Annotated in this window: 11 protein-coding genes; all 11 read right to left on the bottom strand. The window is 39.0% G+C overall.

Annotated features, from left to right (window positions below):
* Positions 1–270: 270 nt before the first annotated feature.
* The 11 genes from E2H97_RS08660 to cysD all read right to left on the bottom strand — a co-directional run bounded on the left by E2H97_RS08660 (position 271) and on the right by cysD (position 12,135).
* Positions 271–474 (bottom strand): DUF3565 domain-containing protein, encoded by a 204-nt coding sequence (locus tag E2H97_RS08660; protein WP_133406772.1) that lies wholly within the window; start codon positions 472–474, stop codon positions 271–273.
* Positions 471–1,022 (bottom strand): GNAT family N-acetyltransferase, encoded by a 552-nt coding sequence (locus E2H97_RS08655; protein WP_133406771.1) that lies wholly within the window; start codon positions 1,020–1,022, stop codon positions 471–473. The genes E2H97_RS08660 and E2H97_RS08655 overlap by 4 nt, the downstream gene beginning before the upstream one ends.
* A 130-nt stretch (positions 1,023–1,152) precedes the next feature.
* A complete protein-coding gene (locus tag E2H97_RS08650; RefSeq protein ID WP_218938243.1) occupies positions 1,153–1,665 on the bottom strand; it encodes a GNAT family N-acetyltransferase in 513 nt (170 codons plus the stop codon).
* Positions 1,666–1,901: 236 nt separating this feature from the next.
* Positions 1,902–2,588 carry a hypothetical protein gene (locus E2H97_RS08645; protein WP_133406770.1) on the bottom strand — a complete coding sequence of 229 codons (687 nt, stop codon included), beginning with the start codon at positions 2,586–2,588 and terminating at the stop codon, positions 1,902–1,904.
* 434 nt (positions 2,589–3,022) lie between these two features.
* Positions 3,023–5,404: a hypothetical protein gene (locus tag E2H97_RS08640; RefSeq protein ID WP_133406769.1), complete on the bottom strand. Its 2,382-nt coding sequence runs from the start codon at positions 5,402–5,404 to the stop codon at positions 3,023–3,025.
* 140 nt (positions 5,405–5,544) lie between these two features.
* Positions 5,545–6,696 carry an alkylhydroperoxidase-related (seleno)protein gene (locus tag E2H97_RS08635; protein WP_133406768.1) on the bottom strand — a complete coding sequence of 384 codons (1,152 nt, stop codon included), beginning with the start codon at positions 6,694–6,696 and terminating at the stop codon, positions 5,545–5,547.
* Positions 6,697–6,984: 288 nt separating this feature from the next.
* Positions 6,985–7,212 carry a hypothetical protein gene (locus E2H97_RS08630; protein WP_133406767.1) on the bottom strand — a complete coding sequence of 76 codons (228 nt, stop codon included), beginning with the start codon at positions 7,210–7,212 and terminating at the stop codon, positions 6,985–6,987.
* Positions 7,213–7,381: 169 nt separating this feature from the next.
* Positions 7,382–8,023: an adenylyl-sulfate kinase gene (gene cysC / locus E2H97_RS08625; protein WP_133406766.1), complete on the bottom strand. Its 642-nt coding sequence runs from the start codon at positions 8,021–8,023 to the stop codon at positions 7,382–7,384.
* A 26-nt stretch (positions 8,024–8,049) separates the two neighbouring features.
* The gene (locus E2H97_RS08620; RefSeq protein WP_133406765.1) at positions 8,050–9,786 is read right to left on the bottom strand and encodes an SLC13 family permease; all 1,737 of its coding nucleotides are present in this window, start codon (positions 9,784–9,786) and stop codon (positions 8,050–8,052) included.
* 4 nt (positions 9,787–9,790) lie between these two features.
* Positions 9,791–11,215 (bottom strand): sulfate adenylyltransferase subunit CysN, encoded by a 1,425-nt coding sequence (cysN, locus tag E2H97_RS08615; protein WP_133406764.1) that lies wholly within the window; start codon positions 11,213–11,215, stop codon positions 9,791–9,793.
* 11 nt (positions 11,216–11,226) lie between these two features.
* A complete protein-coding gene (cysD, locus tag E2H97_RS08610) occupies positions 11,227–12,135 on the bottom strand; it encodes a sulfate adenylyltransferase subunit CysD (protein ID WP_133408602.1) in 909 nt (302 codons plus the stop codon).
* Between the last annotated feature and the right edge of the window lie 8 nt (positions 12,136–12,143).

Here is a 12,143-nt window from a genome sequence, read left to right as displayed (position 1 = left end):
GATACGACATACTATTTAAGCGAGTGTTTTTCATCCACAAAGCGGATTAGTTCAAAAAATCATTTAGATTTAATGTGATACATATATTCAAATATCGTTTGCTTTGATCTGAAATGATAAGCTGAATTTTAGCCAATATCTGTTCAATAGATCATTTTGGCGATACTCTCACTAATTACCAACTTGTTTTATATCTATTTATAAGAGCAGGCTATTGAATGTGTCATGTGAGCTTATGTGAATATTCGTACTGATAATTTAGAGAGGATTCTAATAATCTTTTGGTACGTTAGCGTCGCACTTCTTACACTCTAACTTATGACCCAAGAACATTTTGCGCCCTTCGGCAGAAACCACCCAAGGTCGATTGATAAATGGTGGCTGATGACGAACATGCTGAAAATGACCACAATTCAATTCGGCTACCCAGTCATTTTCTTCATCTTTATGGTAACCAGTGATTGGTTGTTTCATAAGTCATCTCTTAATAATGAGAATACTTTTAGATCATGATACGAGCCTTTCCAAAAACCATGCGCTCTTAAAATTCCATCACATTTAAAGCAACGCTTTTCTAAAACCACTTCTGAAGCTCGATTTCCTAGCATTACATAAGCTTCAATCTTATTAATGTGCTTTGGGCAATTTTCAGAAAAAATGAATTCAACAAGCTTTCCTATTGCTTCTGTAGCAAAACCTTTCCCCCAAGATCGCTTAGAAAATTCATAACCAATAACAGCTACATGGTTACTTTCTTCAAATCTGTTAATGCCACAACCACCAATGAATCTATTGCTTAACTTATCTCTAATAGCCCATCTAATGCCTTTGCCATTATTGAAACGCTTTGAATCATCTTCTACTAAAGCAATGGCCTCATTTATGTCACTAAATGATAAATCATAAAATTCAGTTACATCTGGATCCGAAAACATCTCGTAAATTGGTTCAACATCTCTAAGAGTTTGTTCATTTAAAATTAAACTTTCAGTTTCTAATATTGGGAGTGAGTTCAAAGTCATAATTTAGTGATTCATAAATAAGAGTTGGAAATAGATGCCCTACTCGATTTTGATAGTTTATTATTCTAATTATAAAAGTGCTTAATTGCTAAACATGACTAACTGTATGTCTTGAGACCATTGTATCTTGTTAACCATTATCTACAAAAGCTTGATGATACTCGACTTTTCCGGCATGAGTATATTTTTTGAAACTTAAAACAAGAAAATACTCAGGCGGAACTCCATCTAATACTAATGAGCTTGAAGCTTTAAAACCAAAGCGTTCATAGTATTCAGGTTCACCAAGCAATACACAACCTTCAGCTCCTTTCTCTATTATGGCTTTTATCCCCTCCTTGATGAGTTTCGAACCAACTCCATAATTTTGATATACAGGGCTAACTGCGACTGGACCGAGCCCATACCAAGAGCATTCATTTCCATTAATTTTCACTTTTGAAAAAGCAATATGCCCTATAATTACTCCTTCGTATACTGCTACAAGTGAAACATCTAATGCTGAATTATCTCGTAACTGCGAGACGATACACTGTTCTTTTTGATTACTATGGGGGTGATGATCAAAAGCTGCTGAGATTACTTTATTAATAGCTTTTGAATCATTTGAATTTTCGGGGCGTACAGATACTTCTAAAATCACAATATTAGCTCGATATTCAAAATGCCGATTAACGCTCAGTTAACCACAAGTGTTTTGCTAGCAGAGGAAAAACAAAAAAGTATTTTACAGCCTTAAATGCCTTTTTAGAGTATTTTTCCATTACCAAATGTATAAATACGTGCAGTAAATATTAATTTTAAAATTTCAGTTGATGCCATGATTTCTTTATTGACAACTTTTAGTGGGCAAAATTTTGGTTGAATCAATCCAAGCAATCATTTTGAAATAAGTGTGAAGTCATATTCTAGAAATAATCCTAGCTCAGAAATCGAACTTCTTTCCCACTGTAATGACTGGCTAACTCCTGTAACTTCAGCTGAATATTTATCACCAAAAATTTTAACTGTTTTATTAAGATCTTCCGCAATGAGTTCGAGTAATTCGTCGCGGTATTTTTCAGGATTTATGATACTCAAAACAAGTTCACCTTGTTTTTCAATTACAGTGCGACCAGATACTTTTGCGTTAGACAAAAAGCTCTCTATATTTCCAATCGTTTTATCAATTTTAGAGCTAGATCTAATTGGTGTTTTGACATATAAATACGCGACAGATGTATCAGGCCTCTCGCCCGAAAATAGATCTAGCTGGAAGTTATTTAGAGTAATTGGATAAATAATTTCGTCACCAATTGCTATATCAATATTTTTCTTTTTATTTGCTGATTTAAGAAGATCTTTTACTGTTCTTGACAGCTCTTCAGAGCGTAAAGTTTTATCACGAGTATCGTTTACTAACTTTACCTTTTGTACCAAATAATCAGCTGGCTTAACTATTGTAATTGCTGGTGAGTCAAAAACATCAATTCTGGAACCGGTAACAACTATTCGTTCAATACTCCAAGAAAAAGCGTTTGTAGAGATAACAGACAAACAGAAAAAAATAATTCCTTTAAATATCATTGATGACTCCTTGCTTGAGGCTCACTACAAAAGTATTTACACAACATAATCTATTGGAATACTTAGGTTTGCTACTTTACTGAACATAGCTCTGAGAGGTGACGTCCATCCTTGTTATTCAATTTTATTGATGATAACGCATAATTTATACGCTTGGTATGACATTCTGATAAGGAGTGTGTTATTCATTCTTTGAACGAATGAGTTTAAAAAATCATTATTTACCAATAGTTCATCCTGACCTCGCTACAATCTAATGATAACACTCAAATAAACACGGCCTGTTGAGTTAAATTACACCCATTCATCCGCTTTCCTAAAATATGGAAGACGTCGTAGAATTAAAGATGCAGTTTTTCTAAATAATTTACATATACAGAGTTCTAAGCCTGCTTCGAAGTGAATTCTCTTTCTGTGTCAGAGTAAAGATTATATCAACCTATACTCTCACTTCTTACGCGCTCTAAACACCCACAAACCATAACCTTTATTACCACAGCCTCTAAAGCCATCAATAAATTTCTACCGTTTGGTGCGCCTAATGAAATCCCTGCGGAATCCCATTGAAATCCTGAATCCGTCAGTGATTCTTGGTACTTATTGCAAAGAATATGTCCAGAACGCGCTCCTTTATAATCTGGATAGCTGTGTTGAGGAATTAAACCTTGTCGAACTTCAACTGGGTAAGCCGTCGACATCCATAAATTCATTTCTCTAGATACTTGCTCGAGTAAGTCATGCTCTTGTATCCAGCTATTGCAATCATCTGGAGTTACCTTAAATGCATTACAAAACAAAGTTTGAAGTAGAGTTAACATATCTTCTCTCACTATTTTTTGAATGCGTTCATAGTTTGGTTTCAATTCACCTTTCACAAACCGCCCAAATTCTAATGCGCTGCCCCATGCAGTTTTGGCTAATGCTTCTAATGCAAAAATCTTATGTTGTAATTGCTCTGGGCAGTCTTTAAACGTTTTTGGAGCTCTTATGTTGAAAGGAAAGCCTTCGTCAAAGGCCTTCGCATCCCCTCTATCTCTTGTGCTATCAATACCGACATTAGGGTAATTTGTAGAATAACCTGACCAGTCTGCTATTGAGCCTAAATTAAAATAACCAAAATAAGGTGCTAAGAAAAAATAGACTCTTTTTGATAACCTATTATGAAAAGACGAACAGACCTCAGGCCCTAATATCCCTTTATTCCATAACGAGCCCAATTCTGTAGCAGAGTTCGTTAAAGCAGTAACGGCCTCTTCTCTGCTTTTACAGTCATAAACATATTTTTCATAACTGTGACCAACTGGTGCGATTAATATCATGCCGTGACACGAAGTATCTCTAGCAAGCAAAAATTGAACGATATTTAGTAGTGACTGGTGATTTAGTATATTGGGGGACTTAAATATCTCATCTGGTGCTGTGGCTTTGCAAAATTGCTCTACTTCTAGTTTCTCTGTAATACCACCTATAAATAAATGAGTCGGTAATGCATCGTAATTACAAGAATCACAGCATCGCCAGAGTATTTTGGCCTTTTCTATGTCAGAAAGACTGAAACTATCAAGTATTTTACTTAACGATGGGATCTTGGCTACACAGTGGAGCTCCAATGCATTTGATTCAATACCAAGCGCTTCTCTCCGCTGATAAAAAAAGTCGATGCGTTCGGCTTCTTTAAAAAAGAGTTGCTTTGACTCAGAGCGCTCATTAATTTTTAAGTAAACCTTTTGCCCAGCTTCATTAAAGCCAATAAATATCGTTCTGCCGAACACAGTTGCTATTGCCGCTCTGTTTAAAAAATCGAGTGCTTCATCAATTAAAATGCTTTTTATGTTGTCACCTTGAAGCTTTGATATATCACGCCTCATTTCCGAAAAATTATCTATTGGTAGGCGCTTGAGAAGTTGAAGAAATATATGAAATGGTCTCGGTTCATCTTCACATAAATCAAAAGGGTGAATGGATTGTACGAACAGTTTTGCTCGTATATGTTCGCAGTCTGATGCGAACATCCAACGCCTAGTTAGAGAGATCACTGATTTTAAAGGTGCATGCTCTATAAAAGCACAAAGCATATAATGGTGAACATATTGGGTTTCTGCTAAGTATTCTTTGATATTTGTTTCTTCACCCCAACTTGAAATCTTAACTTTTTGCTCATCAGAAAACTCATAAGGATACTTTATATCAGGCCTTCGTAATAAAGACAGCATATCTACATGTTCAAGTAATTGGTACTTGGGGTAAAACTGCGAAATATCCCACAAAACAAGCCAGTTCATAAACTGAAAATAGCCATCCTCTGAATTCAAAGCAGAATAAAATCGTATTTTTTCTAAGACATGAACATACGGCATTAACGGAGAATCAGGGCTTTGAACTGTACGATCTAACTCTTTAAGCAAAGAAATTAATAACTCTGTGTGCTTAAGTTCGTATAGAGTATTTATGGCTAAATCAAACCAAATAATATTTGTTTTACGATTTGCTATTTTAACTAAAAAAATACGTACAGCTTCTAAACCATAACGAATTGAGAGCAAATTCAATACATTGATAATATCAGCTTTTATTTTCGGTGGAATAACTCTATCTTCTTCATGAGAAAATAGGATGTTTCTGAATGTATTACAACAATGATCAACCATATCCTCCATACTAATTTTTTTTGAACAATCTAACTCTAACAGGGCTTGTTCAATTGAAGATAGATTAGATAAAACAGGAGTAGGAGCCGGTCTCAGGTCAATGTAACAACCTACACTATATTCCGGCTCAGTAAATGGGTAAAAAGATGGATTAACTTCATAGGCCATAATGAAAAATTAATCACCTGACACATGTTGTTTATTCGTAAATAAATTGTATCAACTCGCTACTTTATACAAGCTGAATGAAATTGGAACATCAATCGTTCAAGTTTGTTCAAGGATATCTTAAAGTGGTTAGCTGTACTCTACTGCCCTGCTTTCCACAATCTTCTCCAAGCGAATGCCAGTAGAATTTTAATGCGTTCTAAACCTTTTGGTACACGGATGTAATTCACTCCCTGATAACCCGAAAGCGATAGTTGGTCTATTTTTTTGCCCATCACTGCTAGTAGCACTTCTTCCATAGGAACACCTGTCGGATCCGAAGTGCGATTCAGTCCATTGAATATGGCTACCGTAGCCAAGACTTCGATCAATCCTTTTTCTCCGAACTCTTTATTTAGTTGCTCATGGAATTGTATTGCTGATTCAGGCTCACGATTAATTTGTTCTGCCACCTCCAATAGTAAGGTACTTTGCGGAATAGCACTTTCAATGGAAGCGTTGTTAAGCAAATTTAAATCGCTTTTTTGTCCCGCTTTTTTAGCGACTATATCCAGAATGGCCGCATGTCCGTTAGCGCAGTAAAAACACTCATTAATCATAGATGTTTTAGTCGCCAGAATTTCCAATTGTGGACGAGATAGTGCTTTGTTTTTCCAGATTTTATCGAAAAAACTGTGGCCTTCCATATACATGGCTTCCACTAAGTCACGGCGTAAACCATTTTCTATCGGTAAGATACTTATTGCACGAGAAACGTTCACTAAATTTTGGTCATCAATCGCTTCTTGGGTCTGTCGAATCCAAGCACCATTATCGCGTAGGTTTTCTGGAAGCTGGCGTGTAGGTTCACCTTCTAGTGGAGTAGGCAAAGGCATAGGGGCTACATCTAAAAATCGGCAGAACAAATCAATTGGGAGAAGCAAAATAGTGATGGCAATCAATTCGGCGTAAACGCCTTCTCCTAAGTTCTCAATAACTTCCATAGCCCATTCGGTATTCAGCTGCCCAGATTCCGTCACAATGCGTTCAATGGTATCAATGGTAAGTGGCGAAAGAACGTCAGTGGTTGGAGTTTGCGCTAACTCGGAAACGGATTTTCGTTTGCGGTCGTATACAGGAAGTGGTCTTGCCTTGCGTATTACTTTAGCAATGGCATGTTTTTCGGTGGCATTCCACCAATAGCCCGGTTGCGCTAAACGATTCCAAATACGGTTAAACATCGTCAGTTTAGCTTCATCGATCGTTAGCGGAAAGAAATCGTTATGGAAGTAACTTTGCTCTTGTAAGGTCATTTTATAAAGCTCGTTATTGTTTTTTTAAGTTTAAACAGGTGTTTTGAATGTCAAAATGATACACCATAAAAAGTGACAACCTGCCTTGTTTTCCATTTTACCGCACGATACTAACGCAAATTTAGGTAGTTTGGCATTCTTGCCTCATTTCTAACTTAAACAAACGTACAGTAGGCATCCTCCTCGCTATAAAATAGAATTGTTCCTAGTAAAAAATTAGCTTGAATTCAATATGATTTGGCATCGCTTTATAATATGACATTAGTTGGGTGATAACACTTTTGAACATTATCCTGATACTAATGGTTTAGTGTAAATGTTTAAAAAATCTTCGATTTTTCGTTTTATGTGCGTAGTGGATAAGGTGTCGAATTCATCTAAAACCCTATATCCCACTGATAATTTACTTATCCTATAAACTTTGTCACGAATAGGTACTCTCATAAAATTTTGCATGGTTCGTCCCTTAAAAGCATTAAATACTGCGGTATCCAATTCTATTCTGATTGCTGCCATTTCTTTATTCCTCAGTTAGTTCAGAAATGTAAATATGTTCTAAACAGAAAATTATTTTTTTAACCACGATTTATAATTGTTCACAAAAAGAAAAGTCAGTAAACAAAAAACTGAAACGTTAATTAACATTAACGAAAGGACAAATTTCAAGGTTCGCTCCTTGGAGCGTTTATAAGCAAATAATCTGACGCTCATTTAGTGACTGCAAACATTGTTCAACCAAATCTGTCACAGAAGCATTCCCAGCATGGAGATGGATTTCAGGAATATTTGGCGCTTGATACTCTGAATCAATACCAGTGAATTGCTTAAGCTCACCTGCCCTCGCTTTCTTATACAAGCCTTTTGGATCACGCTTTTCACATTCATCTAAAGGCGTGTCGACAAATACTTCCAGGAACTCTCCGTCAGGCAACAGTTCTCGCACCAATTGACGTTCCTGCTGATGGGGTGAAATAAAAGCACTGAGCACAATCAAACCAGCATCAGTCATTAGCTTTGCTACTTCACCAACCCGGCGAATATTCTCTTGTCTATCTTCTTTTGAAAAGCTCAGATCTTGGCATAATCCATGCCGAACATTATCGCCATCAAGCAAATAAGTATGATAACCCATTTCCGCCAAGCGAGATTCTAATGTGCCAGCTATTGTTGATTTTCCTGCTCCACTCACCCCCGTAAACCATATTACGCAAGGCTGCTGCTGTTTCTGCTTAGCTCGGAAACTCTTATCAACATGATGGCGGTGCCATACTATATTTTCATTATCTTGTGGCTGAACTGTATTTTGAGAATCAACTGGGGCAGTCATAATAAACTCCGAATTAAGCTGTAATTTTAAGAAGGAAAAAAAGGAAACAGATACGGGATCAGCAATAGCACTACAACCGAATAAACCACCGACAACGGTAAGCCCACTCGAAAGAAATCCCTAAGTTTGTAGTTAGCAACGCTATAAACCAGCAAATTAGTCTGGTAACCATACGGGGATAGAAAGCTTGCACTCGCCCCGAACAACAGTGCCATAATAAAAGGCATGGGATCAGCACCATAACTTAGTGCCAAACTATAGGATATGGGAAAGGCTAATGCCGCCGCCGCATTATTGGTGACCAACTCAGTGAGTATCAAAGTAAGCAGATAAGTCACGATCAAAGCACCATAAATACCCCAACTATCAAACGACATCATCAGCATATTTCCCATACGCTCAGACAAACCACTTGATATCATCAATTGAGCCAAGGTCAACGCAGACCCAACAATCACTACAATATCGATAGGAAACCGTCGGCGAATTTCACTGAAAGAGATAATTCCACTTGCCACTAAAACCAAGAGGTAAACGGCAAGCCCATTAATTAGAGGTAAAATGCCAAATAATGCGGCAGCTATGACTGAGGTAAATCCGGCTAGAACAGCAAAGCTTTTATTACTATCGAGCCTTGCACTAGAGTCCAGACCATTTACTAGAACAAATTCTCGGTTGAGCTGCTGCTTTTTATCCTTAAATGTCTTACCCGGTACCACAACCAGCGTATCACCCGCATGAAGTTCAATATTGCCAAGCCCACCTGCCAATCGTTCATGGCCACGACGTATTGCTACCACAACGGCATCGAATCGCTCCCTGAAATGGACACTTTTTAATGTCTTACCACGAATCCCCGCAGAATGGCTCACTACCAATTCCAACATAGATTGACCATTCAAATGATGCTGGCCAAATAAACGCAGACCTTTAATCTCCTGTAAGCTCGCTACACTTTCAATGTCGCCGCAAAATAACAGGGTGTCGTCGACTTCTAAACGAATATCGGGATTCACTGGCGCTAGGGTTTTGCCATCTCGGATCACTTCTGCCAAAAACAGACGCCGTAATGCACGCAACCCATTCTCAGCAACTGTTTTTCCAGCTAAGGGAGAACCATCTTCAATGTGAGCTTCAAGAAAATAAGGAAGTTCATCTTGATGGTCATCGTCATATACTGGCAAGAGATAGCTCAGTGGTACCAATATCATCAATCCAATCACCAATACAGCCAAACCAATTACCGTTGGGGCAAAAAAGTCGAGACTAGGCAATCCTGCATCTTCGACAAAACTGTTGATAATAAGATTTGTGGATGTTCCGATCAGAGTCAGTGTTCCACCCAAAATGGCCGTATAAGATAGAGGTATTAACAATCTCGAAGGGGCATGTCGCTGATTGCGCTTAATGGCACCAATGAGTGACACAACTACTGCAGTATTATTGGTAAATGAGGATAGAAAGGCCGTGGATAGTCCAAGCTTAGCAACAACACTTGATTGGCCGCCTTGTGAAATTTGACGGCCAACCCAGCTGATCAAGCGAGTTTTCTCCAATGCTATAGAAACAAGGATCAACAAAACCAAAGTTAACAGCGATGAATTAGTAAAGTTACCTGTAAGCTTCGTTAATTCAATCATCCCTGTTTGAAAGCCAACAAACGCAGCAGCTGCGAACAAATAGGCTGGTTTAATCCGCGTAGTCAGCAAACAGGCCACAATCGCGATTAGCATGGCAAGCACCACACCTTGTTCCAAATTCATGAATTTATCCCAATAACTTGCTGAGGTCTTTAGCATCCCAGTGTGGGAAGTGTTTGCGGATCAAAGCATTAAGCTCCATTTCGAACGAGCTGTAGTGAAGGCTATGTTGTGGCTCATGCAATGCTTCTCTAATCATGCCAGTTCCAACGGTCACATTGGTTAGGCGGTCGATCAAGATAAAACCTCCTGTATCTGCACAGTCTCGATACGAATCGACTGCAATTGCCTCATTAAGCACCACCTCACACAAGCCAATACCATTTAGCGGTAACTGCTCAACCGTAAAGGTATTCAAGTTATTAATATCAACCTGATGGCGAATAGCGCCAATAGAACCAATCGCCTTCTTACCCGCGACTTTAATGTCATATTGGCGTCCGATTTCCAAAGGAGCTTCAGCCATCCAAACAATATCAGCCAATAGATGAGTACTTAATGGCACCTCATCATCATGAAGTACCAGCGTATCGCCGCGGCTAATATCAATCTCATCTTGTAACGTCAGTGTTACGGCTTGCCCTGAATAGGTTTGCTCCAAATCACCGTCAAAGGTTACGATACGGCTAACCTTTGAACATTTACCAGAAGGCAGAGCTTTAACGACATCCCCAACTTTTACCGTTCCTGAAGCCACTGTTCCAGCAAAACCACGAAAGTCTAGATTGGGACGGTTAACGTATTGAACTGGAAAACGAAATGCGCCACTGCCTTTTTCCTGCCCAATTTCGATATCTTCTAAAATATCCAGTAATGGCTCACCTCCATACCAAGGGGTGTGTGAACTAGGCTCAACCACGTTGTCGCCTTCTAAGGCCGATAAAGGCACTAAGGTAATGTCGATATCTGAATTCAGTTTCTCGGCAAAAGCTAGATACTCATCACGTATAGCTTCAAAGCGCGTCTGTTCAAAGCCAACCAAATCCATCTTATTTACGGCAACCACAAAATGTCGTATTCCCAACAGACTGGCGATATACGAGTGACGACGAGTTTGATCTAATACGCCTTTTCGAGCATCTATCAAAATCACTGCCACGTCACAGGTTGATGCACCCGTTGCCATATTTCGAGTGTATTGCTCATGCCCCGGCGTGTCGGCAATGATGAATTTGCGTTTTTTAGTTGAGAAATAGCGATAAGCTACGTCAATGGTGATCCCTTGCTCTCGCTCAGCTTGTAGGCCATCGACGAGAAGTGCCAGATCAGGTTTGTCACCAGTAGTTCCAACCTTCTGACTGTCTGCATGGATTGCTGCCAGTTGATCTTCATAAATCTGCTGAGAATCATGAAGTAATCTGCCAATCAGAGTGCTCTTTCCGTCATCTACTGAGCCACAGGTGAGAAATCTAAGCAGGGATTTGTTCTGGTGCTGTTCCAAGTAAGCTTCGATACCCAACTCAACCACTTGTTGTTCAATTACGCTGTTCATTCATCTTTTCCTTAGAAGTAGCCCTGACGTTTTTTTAATTCCATCGACCCTGATTGATCGTGGTCAATTGCCCTGCCTTGGCGCTCACTCGATGTGGCTACCAACATTTCCTCTATAATGCCTTGCAGCGTATTAGCCTCTGACTCAACAGCCCCTGTAAGCGGATAACAACCCAAGGTGCGAAAACGAACACTTTTATGTTCTATTTCCTCTCCCGGCAACAGCTCCATACGTTCATCATCCACCATGATCTGCATTCCATCGCGATTAACAACTGGACGAACTTCGGACAAATAAAGGGGGACAATTTCAATCCCTTCTAGGTAGATATATTGCCAAATATCCAATTCCGTCCAGTTGGATAAAGGAAACACACGAATACTTTCGCCTTTATTGATTTGCCCGTTATAGGTTTTCCATAACTCTGGACGCTGGTTTTTGGGATCCCATGTGTGGTTTTTGTCACGGAAAGAATAGACCCGCTCCTTAGCGCGGGATTTTTCTTCATCACGACGAGCACCGCCAAAAGCTGCATCAAAGCCGTATTTATTCAACGCTTGCTTAAGGCCCTGAGTTTTCATAATGTCAGTGTGTTTAGACGATCCATGGGTAAATGGACTCATTCCCATAGCTAAACCTTCAGGGTTTTTGTGCACCAGTAAATCAAAACCATATTTCTTAGCAGTTCGATCGCGAAATTCGATCATTTCTCGAAACTTCCAGTCAGTATCAACATGAAGCAGAGGGAATGGGATTTTCCCCGGATAAAATGCTTTACGGGCTAGGTGTAACATCACCGACGAATCTTTACCGATGGAATACATCATTACAGGTTTATCAAATTCGGCTGCTACTTCACGGATAATATGAATACTTTCCGCTTCCAACTGTTTTAGGTGGGTTAAACGTTTAGGGTTCATCACTTTCT

Origin of the sequence: Parashewanella tropica, from assembly GCF_004358445.1 — a bacterium.
GTDB lineage: Bacteria > Pseudomonadota > Gammaproteobacteria > Enterobacterales > Shewanellaceae > Parashewanella > Parashewanella tropica.
The sequence above is the reverse complement of the archived record's forward strand: the minus strand, read 5'-3'. Positions and strand labels throughout refer to the sequence as shown.

Bases quoted from the DNA above. Each gene is read 5' to 3' on its own strand.
- E2H97_RS08620 (WP_133406765.1), bottom strand. From the start codon at position 9,786: ATGAATTTGGAACAAGGTGTGGTGCTTGCCATGCTAATCGCGATTGTG.
- cysN (WP_133406764.1), bottom strand. From the start codon at position 11,215: ATGAACAGCGTAATTGAACAACAAGTGGTTGAGTTGGGTATCGAAGCT.
- E2H97_RS08635 (WP_133406768.1), bottom strand. From the start codon at position 6,696: ATGACCTTACAAGAGCAAAGTTACTTCCATAACGATTTCTTTCCGCTA.
- E2H97_RS08630 (WP_133406767.1), bottom strand. From the start codon at position 7,212: ATGGCAGCAATCAGAATAGAATTGGATACCGCAGTATTTAATGCTTTT.
- E2H97_RS08655 (WP_133406771.1), bottom strand. From the start codon at position 1,022: ATGACTTTGAACTCACTCCCAATATTAGAAACTGAAAGTTTAATTTTA.
- cysD (WP_133408602.1), bottom strand. From the start codon at position 12,135: ATGAACCCTAAACGTTTAACCCACCTAAAACAGTTGGAAGCGGAAAGT.
- E2H97_RS08660 (WP_133406772.1), bottom strand. From the start codon at position 474: ATGAAACAACCAATCACTGGTTACCATAAAGATGAAGAAAATGACTGG.
- E2H97_RS08640 (WP_133406769.1), bottom strand. From the start codon at position 5,404: ATGGCCTATGAAGTTAATCCATCTTTTTACCCATTTACTGAGCCGGAA.
- E2H97_RS08645 (WP_133406770.1), bottom strand. From the start codon at position 2,588: ATGATATTTAAAGGAATTATTTTTTTCTGTTTGTCTGTTATCTCTACA.
- cysC (WP_133406766.1), bottom strand. From the start codon at position 8,023: ATGACTGCCCCAGTTGATTCTCAAAATACAGTTCAGCCACAAGATAAT.